General features: G+C 62.6%; 13 protein-coding genes. 11 read left to right on the forward strand and 2 right to left on the reverse strand.

Annotated features, from left to right (window positions below; genetic code table 11):
• Nucleotides 1–173 precede the first annotated feature (173 nt).
• From EK373_RS23815 to EK373_RS23850, 8 genes are all read left to right on the forward strand, one after another.
• Complete coding sequence (locus EK373_RS23815; RefSeq protein ID WP_157994509.1) at nt 174–1,706, forward strand: tannase/feruloyl esterase family alpha/beta hydrolase; 1,533 nt, start codon at nt 174–176, stop codon at nt 1,704–1,706.
• A complete protein-coding gene (locus EK373_RS23820) occupies nt 1,691–2,836 on the forward strand; it encodes a CapA family protein (protein WP_129646633.1) in 1,146 nt (381 codons plus the stop codon). The genes EK373_RS23815 and EK373_RS23820 overlap by 16 nt, the downstream gene beginning before the upstream one ends.
• Nucleotides 2,833–4,833 carry an alpha/beta hydrolase domain-containing protein gene (locus EK373_RS23825; protein ID WP_129646635.1) on the forward strand — a complete coding sequence of 667 codons (2,001 nt, stop codon included), beginning with the start codon at nt 2,833–2,835 and terminating at the stop codon, nt 4,831–4,833. Before EK373_RS23820 ends, EK373_RS23825 begins: the two co-directional genes overlap by 4 nt.
• A gap of 18 nt (nt 4,834–4,851) precedes the next feature.
• Nucleotides 4,852–6,165 carry an MFS transporter gene (locus EK373_RS23830; protein WP_129646637.1) on the forward strand — a complete coding sequence of 438 codons (1,314 nt, stop codon included), beginning with the start codon at nt 4,852–4,854 and terminating at the stop codon, nt 6,163–6,165.
• A 3-nt stretch (nt 6,166–6,168) separates the two neighbouring features.
• On the forward strand, nt 6,169–7,560 hold the full coding sequence (locus EK373_RS23835; protein ID WP_129646639.1) for an MmgE/PrpD family protein: 1,392 nt from the start codon (nt 6,169–6,171) through the stop codon (nt 7,558–7,560).
• Nucleotides 7,561–7,708: 148 nt separating this feature from the next.
• Nucleotides 7,709–9,916 (forward strand): CHASE domain-containing protein, encoded by a 2,208-nt coding sequence (locus EK373_RS23840; protein ID WP_198683595.1) that lies wholly within the window; start codon nt 7,709–7,711, stop codon nt 9,914–9,916.
• Nucleotides 9,917–10,005: 89 nt separating this feature from the next.
• A complete protein-coding gene (locus EK373_RS23845) occupies nt 10,006–10,497 on the forward strand; it encodes a hypothetical protein (protein ID WP_129646643.1) in 492 nt (163 codons plus the stop codon).
• Nucleotides 10,473–10,874: an antitoxin Xre/MbcA/ParS toxin-binding domain-containing protein gene (locus tag EK373_RS23850; protein ID WP_129646645.1), complete on the forward strand. Its 402-nt coding sequence runs from the start codon at nt 10,473–10,475 to the stop codon at nt 10,872–10,874. The genes EK373_RS23845 and EK373_RS23850 overlap by 25 nt, the downstream gene beginning before the upstream one ends.
• On the opposite strand, the gene EK373_RS23855 is transcribed toward EK373_RS23850, so the two are convergent.
• Both EK373_RS23855 and EK373_RS23860 read right to left on the reverse strand, forming a co-directional pair.
• A complete protein-coding gene (locus EK373_RS23855; RefSeq protein ID WP_129646647.1) occupies nt 10,871–11,557 on the reverse strand; it encodes a response regulator in 687 nt (228 codons plus the stop codon). The genes EK373_RS23850 and EK373_RS23855 overlap by 4 nt on opposite strands.
• A 1-nt stretch (nt 11,558) precedes the next feature.
• A complete protein-coding gene (locus EK373_RS23860; protein WP_129646649.1) occupies nt 11,559–12,941 on the reverse strand; it encodes an ATP-binding protein in 1,383 nt (460 codons plus the stop codon).
• A gap of 102 nt (nt 12,942–13,043) precedes the next feature.
• Between EK373_RS23860 and EK373_RS23865 the strand changes: the two genes are divergently transcribed.
• Genes EK373_RS23865 through EK373_RS23875 form a run of 3 tightly spaced genes read left to right on the forward strand, consistent with a single transcriptional unit; the run spans nt 13,044 to nt 17,578 of the window.
• The gene (locus EK373_RS23865) at nt 13,044–14,243 is read left to right on the forward strand and encodes an efflux RND transporter periplasmic adaptor subunit (RefSeq protein WP_129646651.1); all 1,200 of its coding nucleotides are present in this window, start codon (nt 13,044–13,046) and stop codon (nt 14,241–14,243) included.
• A gap of 21 nt (nt 14,244–14,264) precedes the next feature.
• Nucleotides 14,265–16,205, forward strand: coding sequence for a MacB family efflux pump subunit (locus EK373_RS23870; RefSeq protein ID WP_129646653.1), 1,941 nt, complete (start codon nt 14,265–14,267; stop codon nt 16,203–16,205).
• Between the two features lie 17 nt (nt 16,206–16,222).
• Entirely contained in the window at nt 16,223–17,578 is a 1,356-nt protein-coding gene (locus tag EK373_RS23875) for an efflux transporter outer membrane subunit (protein WP_157994510.1), read from the forward strand.
• Nucleotides 17,579–17,627 lie beyond the last annotated feature (49 nt).

Here is a 17,627-nt window from a genome sequence, read left to right on the forward strand (position 1 = left end):
AGAAGTAATAGCACAAAGAAATTTATTTTGTCTCTGTTGTCTTGACGAAGTGAATGCCGAAGAAAACAATCGTCGCCGCCGCGACGCTTGTGGCGTCGAGCCATATGAAGTGCTTATGAAGCCATCTCTGTTTACTTATGGAGAGGCGAGAAATGTTTGCAGTGGGGGTGGGCATGAAGCAATCGGTTGCAGCGCTGCTGATCTCAGTCGTCACAATGAGTGGCGCGCATGCGGACGATCAGTCGTGCTCGGCGCTGCAGGCGCTGGCGTTGAAGGATACGAAGCTCACCGCGACATTCATCGAGCCAGCGCCGACGTGGACTGTAGAGAACGACACGCTCACGCGCGGCGCGGTCGCCGTCAGTGATCCCTTCTGTCGCGTGCAAGGGCGTATCGAGACGGAGATCGAGTTCGAACTGTGGTTGCCGGCGCCGTCGCGTTGGAATGGCAAGCATCTCGGTGTGGGTAACGGCGGCTATGCGGGCTTCATCAACTTCAGCTCGCTCGCGCACGGGCTCAAGCGCGGCTACGCGACGGCTTCGACAGATACAGGGCACAAGGGCGGCCCGATGGACGCATCGTGGGCTCTGGGTCATCCGCAGCGGATCGAAGACTATGGCGGGCGCGCACAACATCTCACCGCGGCCGCGACCAAGCAGATTCTCAAGACGTACTACACGCGGCCTGCGCGCTATTCGTATTTCATGGGATGTTCGAATGGCGGCCAGCAAGGGCTGACAGCCGCGCAGAGGTATCCCGAAGACTACGACGGCATCGTCTCCGGCGCGCCTGGCACGAGCTTTCCCGACATGTCGACGTACGTGATGCTCAGTGGCCGTGCAAACGGGGCTACGGCTCCGGGGCGACTGACACAGCAGGATATGGAGTTTGCGGTCGCGCGCATGGTCGCCTCTTGCGACAAGAATGATGGCGCCGAGGACGGGCTCATCGAGCATCCGCCTTCGTGCAAGTTTGATTTTGCCTCCCTGGCGTGTACCGGCGCGGAGCAGGGGCAATGCTTGAGCAAGGCGCAAGTGGAGAATCTGCGCGGTTTGTTCTCGCCGTTGACAGACGCCACCGGCAAGGAGATTTATCCGCCGCCTGCGATCGGCACCTTACTGCCGGCGTCGGAGCTGGAGCGTCGAGGCAAGCTCGGCGCCGACATGTATCGATACGCGGTGTTTCAGGACAAGAGCTGGGATCCGGCGTCGTTCGTTCTGGAACGTGACCTGCCCATCGCGCGCGAGCGCTTGAAGGCGCTGATATCCGATAACGTCGATCTGACTCCGTTCGCAAAGCGCAACGCGCGCTTGATTCTGTATCACGGCTGGGACGATTCGGGGCCGTCCCCCTACAACAGCATCAATTACTACGAAGCGGTGCGGCGCAAAGTGGGCGAGCAGAAGGCCGATGGCTTCTTCCGCATGTTCATGGTGCCCGGCATGTATCACTGCCGCGGCGGACCGGGCCCGAACAGCTTTGGTAACGCGGGCGATCCGCCGGTACTGGATGCCCAGCACGATGTGTTGATGGCGCTCGAGCGATGGGTGGAACAAGGGACTGCGCCCGAGCGCATCGTCGCGAGCAACGTGAAGGCCGGCAAGGTCGAGCGTTCGCGCCCGCTGTGTCCCTATCCGAAGGTGGCGCGCTACAAAGGTGCAGGCAGCATCGATGACGCCGAGAACTTTGCATGTGTAGCGCCGTAGTGAAGTCGGACGATGTGCTGATCTATGCCGTCGGCGACATCGGCCCGAGCCGACCCGATCCGGACACGCTGTTCGATTACGTGCGGCCGACATTGCAGCGGGCCGACGTTGCGTTCATGCAGCTCGAGCTGCCGATTTCAGAACGCGGCGCGCGTTTGCCGCAGGTGAGGCACACGGATCGCAGCCCGAAGGCCGCAGCACCAGCACTTCGAAGAGCGGGCTTCACCGTAGCGTCCATGGCCGGGAATCACTGCATGGACTGGGGCGCCGACGCGATGTTCGACACCGTGCAGGCCTTGCGTGAGAGCGGGCTCAGCGTCGTCGGTGTCGGCGCGAACATCGCCGAAGCGCGCAAGCCGGTCATTAGCGAGGTGAAGGGCCGTCGTGTCGCCTTTCTCGCATACAGCTCCATTCTGCCGATGGGCTTCTGGGCCGAAGAGAATCGCCCGGGCTGTGCGCCGATGCGCGCGTGGACAATTTACGAGCAGGTCGAGCATGACCAGCCGGGCACGCCCTGTCGAGTCCACACATTTCCGAACCGCGACGACCTCAAAGCGCTCACCGACGACATTCGCAAACTTCGCAAGGAGGTCGATTTCATTGCGGTGTCGCTGCACTGGGGCGTTCACTTCATTCCCGGCGTGATCGCCGATTATCAACGCGATGTCGGGCGCGCCGCGATCGATGCGGGCGCCGATGTGATCCTTGGCCATCACGCGCACATTCTGAAAGGCGTCGATGTTTACCAGGGCAAGCCCATCTTCTACAGCTTGTGCAACTTCGCGATGGACTTGCACATGGACGAGAAGCACGCAAGCAGCAAGGGATTTCGAGAGATTCAGAAGCTGCACCCGGAGTGGCAGCCGAACTTCGGTATCACCTACAACTTCCCGCCTGACTCGCGACACAGCGCCATCGTGAAGTGCGTTCTGACGCGAGGTGAGCCAGCGCGCATCAGTGTGCTGCCGGTATTCATCGGGCCGATGTCGCAGCCGGAGATCCTGAAGGCGAGCGATCCGAGGTTCGAAGAGGTGCGCTCGTACCTCGAGCGTCACACGGCGAGCCAAGGACTGAACGCGCGATATGTCGTTGCTGGCGACGAACTGCTACTCGAGGCGATGGACGAATGAAGCTGGCGACGCTGATTGCGATCGGGGTGATGCTCGCGTTCACGGGGCAGGCGCGGGCTGAGCTGGTCGAGCTCGAAGTGAAATCCACCGAGCCGGCATTTGCAGGGCGAACGTTTGGCTCCGTCGGTGCATATGAGTTGATTCGCGCCGTCGCTCACCATCGGGTCGATCCCGCCGCGCCAGTCAATGCGGGACTCGTGAATATTCAGAAGGCGCCGCGCGACGCTCAAGGTCGGGTCGCATTCGATGCCGATGTGGTCATCCTCAAGCCCGTCGATCTGGCGAAAGGCAATGGCCGCATGCTCTATGAGATGGTCAATCGCGGTCGCTCATTGAGCGTCGGCTTGTTGAATCGTGTGGCGCCGGGCGCCGGCCGAGGCAGCTTCAGTGCCGCGGCCGAAGCAGGCGATGGCTTCTTGATGGATGCCGGCTTTACCGTCGTGATGAGCGGTTGGCAGGCGGAGTATCCAGTAACGGACGCGCCGCCGATGGCTGTTGCGCTGGGCAGTCGCTTGCCGCGTCCTCCGAGCTCGACAGCGCTCAGTGCTCGCTTGCCCGTTGCCGCAGACGTCACTGGGATGACCAGAGAACAGTTTTTCGATGTAGGCGCGGAGGGAACCTTCGTCGGCTATCTCTCGTATCCGGCCGCAGACGTAAACGAGAAGGGAACCATGGCGATGCGCGAGCGCGACGCGGATCCTGCCGTATCGCCTGCGAGTCTAGCGTGGCGATATCTCGATCCCTGGCGTATCGAAGTGACCAAGCCCGCGGGCACGAGCCCCGGCGCGTTGTTCGAGTTCGTCTACCGCGCGAAGGATCCGGTGGTCTACGGACTGGCGCTGGCATCGATGCGCGATCTCGTTTCCTATCTGAGATACGGCGATGCGGAAGGCAATCCGCTGCGGTCCGCGATCAAGAAAGTCATCGGCCTCGGCGCCTCCCAGACCGGGCGCACGCTGAAGGAGCTGGTCTCGGAGTTCAACGAAGACGAGTCCGGCCGCATCGTCCTCGATGGCGCCAACATCGTGATCTCCGGCGCCGGTCGCAACTCCGTGAACTCGGCGTTCGCTCGGCCGGGGCTCAAGGACGCGCAACACACCAGCTGGGGACTGCGGGGCGATGAGTTTCCGTTCAGCTATCCCGTGACTCGCGACGCGCTGAGTGGCCGCACCGATGGAGTCATTCGTCGTTGCTCGGCCACGCGTACCTGTCCTCGCATTGTTCATATCGATTCCGAGAACGAGCTCTGGCACGGCGGCACGCTGACGTATGTCGATGCGAGCGGCCGCGATCTCACGATGCCTGACAACGTGCGCGTGTTCGTGTTTGCGGGCACCGAGCACACGTCGACGCCCCGACCCGGCATGAGCCCGCCATTCTGTGCCGCTCCAGCGCCCGCGATGATCGATTGGAGCGTGTTCGCGCGAGCGCTGTTCACGGCGCTTGATCGTTGGGTGGCGAACGATGAAGCGCCGCCGGCCAGTCGCTACCCCACCGTGGCGCGAGGTGAGTTGGTGGCGAAGTCTGCGTACAACTTTCCGAAGTTGTACGAGGCTCCCTACGTGGGCGCGTTTTCGGCGAAGCACTACTACGACTTCAGCCACGAGCCGCCGAAGCGCATCGGCTCCTATCCCTTGCTCGTGCCGCAGGCGGATGCCGATGGATTGATGATCGGTGGTATTCGTCATCCATTCGTCAGCGTGCCGCTCGCGACCAACGCCGGCTGGAACGTGCGCAAGCCAGGCTTCGGCGAAGGCGATCTGTGCATGGCGACCGGACTGCACGTGCCTTTCGCTGCGACTCGGCAAGAACGCGCAGAGCGCAAGGATCCACGCTTGTCGATCGAGGAGCGCTATGCCTCACGAGACGCATATGTGCAGTCGGTGAAGCAAGCAGCCCAGGCACTGGTGAAGGATCGTCTGCTGTTGCCGGCCGATGCAGAAGCCATCGTTGCCGAGGCGGACGACCAGTATCACAAGGCGCTCGCGCGTCGTTGACGAGTCGGGAGAGCGGCCGTGGACATTCAGAAGCGCGTTGAACGAAAACTGATGCTGCACGTCGCGAGCATCGTGTTCCTGCTGTATTTCTTCTTCGCCATCGACCGGGGCAACATCGGATTCGCGGCGCTGCAAATGAACGACGCGCTAGGCCTGAGCGCCGAAGTGTTCGGCTGGGGCTCGGGTTTGTTCACGCTGGCCTATCTGCTGTTTCAAGCGCCGAACGCCGAGTTGCTGCGTCGTTTGGGCGCCAGTCGCGGATTCGCGATCATCGCTTGCGCATGGGGGTTGGTATCCACGTCCACCGCATTCGTGCCGGATCAGTTCTGGTTCCTGGTGAATCGCTTCGCGCTCGGCATGGCGGAGGCGGGCTTCCATGCCTTCATGATCTATTACATCAGCCGCATTTTTCCCAAGCGTGTGCGGGGCTACGCAGTAGGCGTGAGCTTCGTCGCTGTGCCGTGTTCGATGATCGTGGCGTCGCCGCTGTCGGGGGCGCTGCTGGACGTCGACTGGGCCAATCTACATGGCTGGCAGTCGTTGTTCATTCTAGAAGGTGTGCCGTCGGTGCTCATGGGGCTGCTGTGCCTCAAGGCGATCCCGGACACGCCGGCGGAGGCGAAATTCCTCAACGACGAAGAACGCGCCTGGCTGATCGCTGAACTGAGCCAGGTGGCAGACAAGTCAGAGCACGCCAGCGCCCTGCGCAATATCCGCGAAGCTGCATTCAATCCCATGGTGTGGGCGCTGGGCTTCGTGCTGTTCACGATGGTGCTGGCGATCAATGTCATGACGATCTGGATGCCGCTGATGATCCGGCAGGTGTCGGGCGCCGGCAATCTTGCCGTCGGCATGCTCAACAGCTTGCCGTGGATTACTTTCAGTATTGGCTGCCTGAGCGCAGGTCGCAGCTCGGACAAAGTGAAAGATCGAGCGACGCCACTGCGGATTTCGGTCGCGATTGCCACTTTCGGATTCTTCTGTTCGGCTGCGCTGCAGGGATCGAGTACCACATTCGCCTTCGCCGCTTTCTTGCTGGCGTGCCTTGGGGCCGGTGGAGCGCAAGGCGTGTTCTGGGCGCTGGCCATGCAATTGCTGGAAGGGCGTGCCGCCGCGGCAGCGTTCGCAATGATCACCGTTGTCGGCAGTGGCTCCGGCGTTTTCGCGCATCCGTTGATCGGCAGCTTGCACGATTCCACCGGGTCGTTTGGCGGACTGGTGTGGACGCTCGCTGCGTTCTACATCGCCGCGCTCGCGACTCTTCATTGGATTTCACGCGCGCGAACTTCCAACGATGCATCCAACGGGCTGCAGCCCGACGCCGCCAAGTAACCGATGACAGATTCGATCTCCCAAGCGCTTGCCGCCTTCGTAGCGGGCACACGCTACGAGAACATCCCTCAGCACACTCGCGAGATGGCGAAGCGTTGTTTGTTGGATGGGTTGGGTGTGTCGCTCGCGGCAACTGGATTGGCGCCAGTGTGCCAGCCGTTCGTCGAGCTCGCAGTGGAGCAGGGTGGGCGACCGGAGAGCACCGTATTCGCCACGGGCGCGCGAGCGCCGGCAGCGATGGCGGCCTTCGCGAACGGGGCCCTGGCGCACGCGTTGGACTTCGAAGATGCGCATGATCGAGCGCTCTTGCACCCGAATGCGCCGACGATTCCTGCAACGTTGGCTGTGTGCGAAGCCTTCGCTGCCATCGATGGCAAAGAGCTGATCGCGGCGCTCGTGCTCGGTTGCGACGTTGCCTGTCGTATCGGGCTCGCACTTCGAGTGCCGCTGGATGAGCATGGCTGGTATCCGCCGCCGATCATCGCTGCGTTCGGAACGACTGCTGCCGTGGGCCGGCTGTTGAAGCTCAACCCATCGCAATTGACCGACGCGTTCTCACTCACGCTCTGCCAGGCGACCTGCAGTGCCGAGCTGAAGTTCAGCCCGCACTCTCACATCCGTGCCGTACGCGACGCATTTCCGGCGCAGCTCGGGATAACTTCAGCATTGCTGGCACGCAAAGGAGTGAAGGGATTCGATCGTCCGTTCGAGGGCCGCGCGGGCTTCTTCGCCTTGTATGCGAGAGGAGCGTATGAGCCTGAGGCATTGACGCAGGCCTTGGGTGAGCGCTTCGAAATCGACGACATCGCCTTCAAACCATGGCCGTCTTGCCGCGGAACGCACGTTTACATCGAGGCAGCGGCGCAACTCGTTCGAGATCACCGGATCGATCCGGCCAATGTCGCGAGCGTGCAGCTGACCGGCAGCCGTCTCAATCTCATGTTGGCAGAGCCCGTCGCTCAGAAGCGGCGCCCTGCGACGGCGATCGACGCGAAGTTCAGTCTGCCGTTCACGGTCGCGACGGCGATGCATCGAGGCACAGTGACGCTGGATGATTTCACCGACGACGCGCTGAGCAACGCGGCCGTGCTCGATCTCGCGAGTCGAGTGCATTTTGCAGCCGACTCCACGCGTTCGGGGGCATCGGGGCCCGACGTGTTACGCGGGTCCGTGGAGTTGGAATTGAAGGATGGCAGGCGTGTGAAGCTCGAGATCGACGAGCCGTCGGGCAGCCCGCAACGTCCCGCATCGGACGCCGCCCTCATTGAAAAATTTCGCGACTGTTGCCAGCGCGCGCGCTCGCAGCCTAGCCTTGCCACGATCGACTCGTGGGTCGAGCGAATCATGACACTGGAAACATGCCCGGACGCGGGCGAGATCGCGCGCTCGCTTTGACCGTCAGTGCGCTGCCCCTTGCCGCAGCGGGCGATGCGTGGACCCCACAATCGTATTTCTACCCATGCGGCATCGTGCTGCCCAGCGATAGTGTCGGCCGTCAGGGGACGGTGACCAGGAGCCGATGATCGTACGGGACGGGCAATTCGTGCCTGGTAGGTTTGACCATCCACAAGAACAATCTCGTTCGGGGTGGTTGTTTCCAGGAGCGGTCGCGCTAGCCATCCTCGGGCTGGGGGCCGCGGTGACGGCGGCGTTTGCGCTCTCCATGGACCGGGCGGCGCGCACGCTCACATTGAGCACGCTGGAAGAACGCGCCTCTCATAGTCAGCACGCCATCGAGGATCGAATGATGGCGTGTGAAGCAGTGCTGCGCGCCGGCGCGGGCTTCATCAACGACGCCTGGCCGATCACCGAGCAGCAGTGGCGGCGTTTCGCGCAGCCGTTGAACCTGGGTCAGGTGTTGAGCGGAGTGCAGGGATTCGGATTCACGGCAGTCGTGAGCAAGTTGAGTCCCGAGCAATTGCAGGCTTTTCCCGCCAAGCCGTGGAGCAATCCGGCCGGCCGCGACGAGCATCCGCAGACCGCGATTGTTTTCCTGGAACCGCAGGACGAACGGAACAAGCAGGCTCTGGGCTTCGACATGGCCAGCGAGGCCGTGCGTCGGGTCGCCATGGAGCGGGCCCGCGACGAGCAGATCGCGGCAGTGTCGGGCAAAGTGACCCTGGTGCAGGAAATCGACTCCAAGCCGCAGCCAGGTTTCCTGATGTATGTGCCGGTCTACCAGCGCGACCTGCCCACATCGTCGGTGACCGAGCGGCGCGCGGCGCTGGTCGGCTATGTCTACAGCCCATTCCGTGCCGGCGATCTCATGGAGCATGTTTTCGAAGGCGATCCGCGCGATGTGGAGTTCGCGCTCTATGACGATCAGCAGCCGAACGCCAGCGCGCTGCTCTATCGACGCGCGCCCAACGACTCCGGTGTCGCCGACTCGATGCACGTCCTGCGCGATATCGTGGTGGGCGGGCATCGCTGGACGCTGCGCGTGGCCGCCACGCCAGCGATGATCAGGAACAACCAGGTGGTGCCGGTGTGGCTCGTCTGGATCGTCGGCGCGTGCGGCTCGTTGTTGTTGAGCAGCCTGGCGTTCGCGATGGCGCGCAGCCGGCACATGCTGCACGAACGAGTGCTGGCCGACGAGCGCTTGCTCGAACAGGAGCGCGACGCGGCGACCATTCTGGAGAACTCGCTCGAGGTGTTCATCGTCATCGATGCGGAGGACCGCATCATCGAATGGAACAAGCAGGCGGTGCAGACCTTCGGCTGGACCAAGGTCGACGTGCTGGGGCGCCGGCTCGCCGAGCTCATCGTGCCGGAGAGCCTGCGTCAGGCGCACGTCGATGCGATAAAGAATTTTCATGTCCGCAAGCACACCGTGCTCGGCAAGCGAGTGGAGATGCCGGCGCTGCGACGTGACGGCACCGAAATCATCGTGGCCATCTCGATTGCGTCGACGCTGCGTCGTGGCCAGACGGTGTTCTTCGCGTCGCTGCGCGATATCACAGCGCGACGCCAGCAAGAGGAACAGGTGAAACTGCTGAATGCGACGCTCGAACAACGCGTGAGCGAGCGTACGCAGGAACTGGAAACCGCGAATCGCCGCCTGGAAGCGGCATACCGGGATCTCGAAGCATTCAGTCGCAGCGTGTCGCACGACCTGCGCGCGCCGTTGCGTGCGATCAAGGGTTACGCATCGTTGCTCGGCGAAGATCTGGGCAAGGCCGCTGCGCCGCCAGCCCAGCGCTACATGGATGCGATCATGGACACGACCCGACGCATGGACGCCATCATCGACAATTTGCTGAAGCTCGCGTCGGTGAGTCAGCGCGAGCTGCAGACTCAGCAGCTGGAGCTCGCCGATCTGATGCGGCAGGTGGTGGAGGAGGTGAATCCGCAACCGCCCGCCGAAGTGCACATCGCATTGGCGTCCGAATGTGTGCGCGCCGATGCCGGCCTGCTCACGCTGGCATTGCGCAACTTGATTTCGAATGCGGTGAAGTTTTCGCAGACGCGGCCCAATCCCGAGATCTGGGTGGGCGCAACCGACGTCGAGGGCGATCGTGCTTATTTCGTCCGCGACAATGGCGTTGGATTCGATCCGCGCTACGCGCCACGTCTGTTCGGCGCATTTCAACGGCTGCACTCCGAGCGTGAGTTCGAAGGTACGGGCCTGGGCCTCACCATCGTGAAGTCGGTGATCGAAAAGCACGGCGGGCGAGTGTGGGCCGAGTCGCAACCGGGCGCGGGCGCAACGTTCTATTTCGTGCTGCCCGAGTGCCGACCGGCCGCGGCCTGAACGGGCCGAAAAAAATCCGCAAGGGTCGCCGCCGAGCGCGTATCCCACTATGATCGCCGTTGTGGAATCTGGAGGGCGGTCGAGACGAAATGACGGATGGAGCAGCGGCAGGGCGGGAAACGGAGTTCCTGCGGCAGCTCACGGAGGTGGTCCGGGCGGAATCCAGCGACGGCGCCAGGCTGGTCGCGGACATCGCGGACAATCCGATTTGCCGGATCTCGGTGGATGCGGCGATTCCGTGTGTCGTGCTGGTCTGGGGTCGGTATGCCACCAGCGCACAGCTGCGCTTCGTCCACGAGTGCGCTCTCGATCTGTTGCGACGGAATGCTTTACACAAAATTCTGGGCAACGACAGCGCGCTCGAGTTGATCCCGACGGACGAACAGGCGTGGCTGCGTGAGGATTGGCTGCCCCGGGCGCTGAGCCAGGGCTTGAAAGCGGCGGCGAGCAAGTGCCCGAATGGATTTTTTGGCAAGCAGTCCGTCGCGAATGTCATGTCACGAGCGCCGCGTGGGATAGCGATGCGGTCGTTCGAGAACCTGGATGAGGCCAGAGCGTGGCTGCAGACCGTGCCGATTTGAAACAACTGTCCCCGGCCTTGCTGACCAAGGCGGTGTTGCGCGCCGTGGATCAGCTCAACCTGGCAGAGAATTTAGCTTCCCTATTGCACGTGTCGGTCGATGACGCGGCCCGGTTGCAGGCGGGCGAAAGTGTGCTCGATCCACAGCGGGAGGAGTGGCAGGGCGCGCTGCAACTCGTCGGCCTGTTTCGCACGATCGTGGAAGTGCTCGGCTCGGTGGAGCGAGCGAAAGCCTGGCTCGGTACCCCGAACGAAACATTGGGCGGCCGGCCGGTCGACTTGCTGGCCACACCGGACGCCGATCGCGTGCACCGCTATCTCAATTCCGTGCGCAAACACGAGCTGCGCATGCCGCCACCGGTCCGGCGCGAGCACTAGAGCGTGAAGCGGTAGCCTACGCCGTAGATCGATTCGATCAGCTCGTCGCCGGGATTCGCCTGTTGTAATTTGCGACGCAAGTTCTTCACGTGGCTATCGACGGTGCGATCGGTCACCACGCGATGGTCCTCATACAACGTATTCAGCAGCTGCTGACGCGAGAACACGCGGCCGGGCGAGGCTGACAATGTTTTGAGCAGGCGGAACTCAACGGGTGTGAGATCCAGTGTCTGGCCATTGAGCGTGGCTTGGAACTGCGTTTCATCGATCTTCAGCTTGGAGTCGACTTGCGCCTGCACCTGCTGCGGGCTGCGGCGCAGGATCGCCTTCACACGCGCGACAACTTCGCGAGGGCTGAACGGTTTGCAGATGTAATCGTCTGCGCCCAGCTCCAGTCCCAGCAGTCGATCGATCTCTTCGACCCGTGCCGTCACCATGACGATGGGAATGCTGCTGAACGCGCGCACGTCCTTGCACACCTCCAGGCCATCGCGACCCGGCAGCATCAAATCGAGCAGCATCAGATCGAAATGCGTCGACTTGAGGGCGGGCACGACTTCGCGACCGTCGCCGACCATTTGCGTGTGATAGCCCGCCGAGGTGAGATAGTCCGCGAGCAGTTGCGCGAGCTTGGGCTCGTCCTCGACGACGAGAATTCGGGTTTGTGGAGCGCCGTCGCTCATGTCACACCTTCAACGTACGCAGCGGCGGCAGTCGAATGCTGATCAGCAAACCACCCAGGGGCGCCGCGCTCGCAGTGATCGTACCGCCGTGAGCCTGAACGATGTTGGCACAGATGGCCAGGCCCAGTCCCGCGCCGCCGTGCGAGCGATTTCGTGAAGCTTCCGCACGCACGAATCTTTCGAAGATGCGGGGCAGGATATCGGCCGGCACGCCGGGCCCGGAGTCCTCGATTTCAATGAGCACCTCGCCGCCGGTGTTCCGGCAACCGACGCGCACGACGCCATCCGCTTGCGAATAGCGCGCGCAGTTCTCCAATAGGTTATTGAACAGCTGCTGCAGTCGGCCTTCATCGCCATTGACCAGCGCCGGCGAATCGATGTTCGCTTCCACTTTGAGTCCGCGCTCGGCCAGCCGCTGCTGAAAGGCGGCGAGTGTGGAGTGCAGCACCTCGCCGATATCCACATCGGTCATGCGATAGCTCAGCGCGCCGATGTCGGACAGCGATAGATCGTAAAGATCGCTGACCAGCTTGTTGAGCGTTGCAACTTCCGATTGCAGTGAGGCCAGCGTCTCGGGCGTCATGCTGCGCACACCGTCTTCGATGGCTTCGAGCTCGCCTTTCAGCACAGACAGGGGCGTGCGCAGCTCGTGCGAGACATCCGCCATGAACGAGCGACGCAGCTGCTCGTTGTGTGCCAGCGCCTGCGCGAGTCGATTGAAGTCTTGCGACAGGCCGCCGATCTCATCTTTCGACGTCACCGGAATACGAACGGTGTAGTCGCCGCTGGCGAGATTGTGCGTGGCCGACGCCATCCGTGTGAGCGGTGTCACCAGCAGGCGCGACAACCACCATGCAGCCAGCGCTGCGATCAGAACGGTGCCCAGGCCGATCAGCCAGTTCTGCGTGAGCTGACGTTTCTGGAAACGCACGTCGGCGGCGGCCGTCGCCTGCTGATAGGGCACGAGCGCCAGCCAGCCCACGGTCTTGCCGTCGACCTCGATGGCCCGCATCGGGGCGCCGGGGGTCTGGCTGCGATTGCCGATGACGATGTCCTTGTCCGCATCGAGCAGCGTCATTCGCAGCTGCACGGCGGTGAAATCTACTTCGGAGAATTGCGGCGGGCCGTCGCGACGCGGACGAGTGTCGAGCAGTCGATACCAGGCCCGTGGATTGTGCTTCAGGAACTCCCAGCTGCCCTCGTTTTTGTACGCCTCCGCCAATCGGGGAATCACCAAGTCGACATAGGTCGTGCTCTGCTCGTTGAGATAGCCGATGAAGCCGCGGGTGAAGCTGATACGCGCGGACACGCCCATGGCGGCCACGGCGGCGATGCTGATCGCGACCAGGACCAGGAATAACTTGGTCGAAATGCTCCATTTCATGGGACGCCATTAAGGCCCGCCCGGCGGCTGCGGGCAAGACTCGGGGGCCAACTCCACAAAGTCTTCAATTTTCCTCCACGTTTGCCGCCCATCCTGATTCCCATGAAAAACGTGGCTGGCGAGGGCTCGAGCGTGCAACACACAGGAAAATTCAGCGGCTGGCGCAAGCTGGGCGTGGCGGCGGTACTGGTGGTCGCCGTGGTGGCCGGAGCCTGTCATTACATCGGCGAGGACGACGATGCCGGCGTGCGCACGGTCGCCGTGACCCGGGGCGACCTGCAGAAGAGCATCACCGCGGTAGGTTCGATCGAGCCCAAGGATTATGTCGATGTCGGCACGCAGGTGTCCGGCCGCGTCATGAAGATTCATGTGCAGATCGGCGACCGCGTGTCCAAGGGCGATCTGATCGCCGAGATCGATCCGACGGTATACGAGTCCACGGTTCGAAAGGATCGCGCCACGCTCGAAAATCTCAAAGCCCAGCTCGATCAGCAGCTCGCGGAGTCCGCACTGGCAGCCACTGAGTTAAAGCGCAATCAGCAAATGCGTGCGGCCGATGCGATCAGCCAGACGACGGTGGATCAGTCAGACGCGCAGGCCAAAGTCGCTAACGCCACCGTCGCTGCGACACGCGCTCAGATCAAAGCCGCCGAAGCGACGCTCGCCGGCGACCTCGCCAACCTGGGCTACACCAAGATCTACGCGCCGCTCGACGGCACGGTTGCGTCGCAGACGACGCTCGAAGGTCAGACTGTGAATGCCTCGCAGTCCGCACCCGTCATCGTTCAGGTCGCAAACATGGATGTGATGACTGTGTGGGCGCAGGTCGCTGAGGCCGATGTGAGTCGCATCGCCGTGGGCATGCCGGCGACCTTCACGACGCTCGGTATGCCGGAGAGGAAGTGGCAAGGGAAGGTGCGCGCAGTGTATCCGACGCCGGTCGTCGAGAACGACGTGGTGCTCTACAACGTGCTCATCGACGTGGACAACCACGAGAAGCTGCTGCTGCCGCAGATGACGGTGCAAGTGTTCTTCACCTTGGGCGAAGCGAAGGATGTGCCGCTCGCGCCGATCAATGCTCTGCAGGCGCAACGTGACGCGGGAGCCAATGTTTATAAAGCAAAGGTGCTGACCAACGACGGTGTCGTCGAGCGGGATGTGAAGGTGGGTCTCACCAGCCGTTCGATGGCGCAGATCGTTTCCGGCCTGTTGCCGGGAGACCAGTTGGTCGTCGCAGCTGCGGTGCCGCCGGCGGGTGGCGCTCCGCAAGGTGGTGGTCGGCAGATGGGCCCGCGCCTCTGAGCCGCACATCAGGAGAGCACCATGAACGCCAGCACCCCGTTGATTCGAGTCGTCGACGCCAGTCGCGTCTACGTCAGCGGCGACTCTGAAATCCGCGCGCTCGACCATGCTTCGCTGGAAATCCGGCGCGGCGAGTTCGTGGCCATCATGGGTCAGTCGGGTTCCGGCAAGTCGACGCTGATGAACATCCTCGGCTGCCTGGATCGACCCAACGAAGGCCGCTACGAGGTGGACGGCGTCGATGTGGGCAGTTTGAATCCCGATGAGCTGGCGGCCTTGCGTCGTGACACGTTCGGGTTCGTGTTCCAGCGCTACAACTTGCTTGCAACCGTGACGGCGGCGGAGAACGTCGAACTGCCGGCGATCTATGCGGGCATGGCGCAGGATGAGCGCAGGCAGCGCGCAAAGAGCTTGCTCGCCAAGCTCGGCTTGGGCGAGCGAACGGATCATCGGCCGAATCAACTGTCCGGCGGTCAGCAACAGCGTGTGTCGATTGCGCGCGCGTTGATGAACGATGCAGAAGTCATTCTCGCCGACGAACCCACGGGCGCGCTCGATAGTCGTAGCGGCGCCGAAGTGATGGCGCTGCTCAAACAACTGCACTCGGAAGGCCGCACGATAATCTTGATCACACACGACGCTTCGGTGGCCGAGCACGCCGAGCGCATTCTGCACATCAAGGATGGGCGGATTGTCGATGACTCGGGTGTCAAGTGCGCGGTTGCCGGCGGGGCCGTTGAGCGTGCCTCGACTGCGGCGCGTGCAAACTGGTTCGACGACTTGGCAGAGGCGGTCAAGATGGCCATGCGATCGCTTCGCGCCAACAAGTTCCGCAGCGCCTTGACGCTGCTCGGTGTGATGATCGGCGTTGCCGCGGTCGTCACCATGCTCGCCATCGGTAATGGCAGTAAAGAAGCCGTGATGAAGCAGATTTCGGCGATGGGCAGCAACCTGTTGCTCGTGTTCCCTGGCGCGCCGGGGACACGGCCGTCCGGTGATATAGCCACGCTGGTCCCCGCGGATGGGGAGGCGATCGCCGAGTTGGACAACGTGGTTGCCGTGTCGCCGGAACGAAAGACGCGCGCCACGCTGCGTATGGGCTCGATCGACTATCAGAGCAACATCACCGGCGTGTGGCCGGCGTACCAGGTGACGCAGAACTGGCCGATGGCTAGCGGCACGTTCATCACGGACGACGATGTTCGCAGCTATGCGACCGTGATCGTGCTCGGCAAGACCGTCGCGAAGAATCTGTTCCCCGACGATGAGGATCCGGTGGGGGAGTTCGTGCTGGTGGGAAACACGCCGTTCGAAGTCATCGGTGTGCTCTCGACCAAGGGCGCGAACTCATTCGGCTCCGACATGGACGATGCGGCGTTCGTGCCGCTGTCCACGGGCTTCAACCGGCTGTTCGGTCAGCAATACCTCGGTTCCGTCAATGTGAAGCTGGCGTCGGATGAACGCACCGCGCAGACTCAGGAAGAAATCCGTCAGTTGCTGATGTCCCGGCATCACCTCGAGGATTTCCAGATCCGCAGCACCAGCTCGTTCATGGCTGCAGCGGCGTCGACGCAGAATACGCTGACGTTGCTGCTCGGCTGTGTTGCGGCGATCTCGCTGATCGTCGGCGGCATCGGCGTGATGAACATCATGCTGGTCAGCGTGACGGAGCGGACTCGTGAAATCGGTGTGCGGATGGCGACCGGCGCGCGCGCCAGCAACATCCTGCTGCAGTTCAACACTGAAGCGCTCGTAGTGTGCGGAATAGGTGGATTGATCGGCGTGGCGCTAGGCTTCAGCGCGGGCTTCATCGCGCAAGCTTTGGGAACGAACGTCGCTTTCACGGCAACGCCTGCTTTGCTGGCGCTGGCTTCAGCACTGCTGACGGGCGTGCTGTTCGGCTACCTCCCGGCGCGGAAGGCGGCTTACATGGATCCCGTCGTCGCCCTGGCATCGGAGTAATGAACATGAGGACCTGTATGAAACGGGCCGTGGCTCTAGCGGTGTTTGCGGTGCTCGCCGGCTGCAGTCTTACGCCGACGTATGAGCGGCCCAATGCCGGTCTGCCGGAGTCGTGGGCGGACCAGAAGGTAGCTGCAACTAGCGATTCACCCAGCGAGTGGAATGATCTGTTCAAAGATGCGGAGCTGCAGCAGCTGATGTCGGAAGCGCTTGCCGCGAATCATGATCTCGCAGCCGCGGCAACACGCATCGAGCAGGCGAAGGCGACGGCGAAGATGGCGAGCAGTCGGTTGGCGCCGTACGCGACGCTGTCGGTCGGGGGCTCGCGGCAGAAGGAGTTGAGTGGCGCACGTTCGCTGGCGTCGTCGGATGATTCTCAGCTGTCGGTGAACTACGAACTGGATCTGTGGGGCGCGAATCGAGCGAACGTCCAGTCGGCGGCGGCACGGGTTGCGGCTCGTGAATACGATATGGCGTCGACTCGGTTGGTGTTGCAGGCGGATGTGGCTTCCTATTATTTCCAGACGCTCGCGTTGAAGGATCGGCTCGCCATTGCGCAGAAGAATCTCGAAGCGGCGCGGTCGCTGATGTCGCTGGTCGAGGTTCGTTACGACAAAGGTGCGGCGAGTGGCCTGGATGTCGCTCAACAGCGCACTGCGTTGTTGAACATCGAAGCCGAGGTGCCTCAGTTGCAGCAGAGCCTGACGGAGACGCAGAGTGCGCTGGCGTTGCTGCTCGGGCGTGTGCCTCAGGCCTTCACTGTCCGCACTGAAACGCTTGCGTATACGCAGTTGCCAGCGATTGCCGCTGGGCAGCCTGGCGATCTGTTGCAGCGTCGACCGGATGTGCGTGCGGCTGAAGCGGACTTGGTTGCGGCGAACGCGGACATCGGTGTGGCGCGTGCGGCGCTGTATCCGAACATGGAATTGAGTGCGACGGGCGTAGTGACGAATTGGCTGACCGGCGGGTCGGCGTCGCTCGCATCGCTCGCCACGTCGCTCACACAAGTCTTGTTCGATGGCGGCGAGCTGCGAGGGCAGGTGCAGTTGGCCGATGCGAGCCGACGTGAGTTAGTGGAGACGTATTTGCAGACGGTGCTGACAAGTGTGAAGGAAGTGAATGACAGCTTGAGCGCGGTTTCAACGGCCGATCAGCGCACGACGCTGCTGTCGCAGACGGTCGAGCAGGCGCAGCTGGCGCTGCGGCTGGCGACGACTCGGTATCAGGCGGGGTCGGACGATTTGTTGACCGTGTTGGAGAGTCAGACGTCCCAGTTGAATGCTGAGGATTCGCTGGTGCAGGCGAAGCTGGCGCGGGTGAATGCGTCGATTACGTTGTTCAAGGCGCTGGGCGGTGGGTGGGAGGCGAGCTGACCTTGCCGCGGTAGTGAAAAGGCGCACAAGAATTGCCAGCCTTCGCGAC

It is taken from the genome of Peristeroidobacter agariperforans (assembly GCF_004138335.1).
Lineage (GTDB): Bacteria > Pseudomonadota > Gammaproteobacteria > Steroidobacterales > Steroidobacteraceae > Steroidobacter > Steroidobacter agariperforans.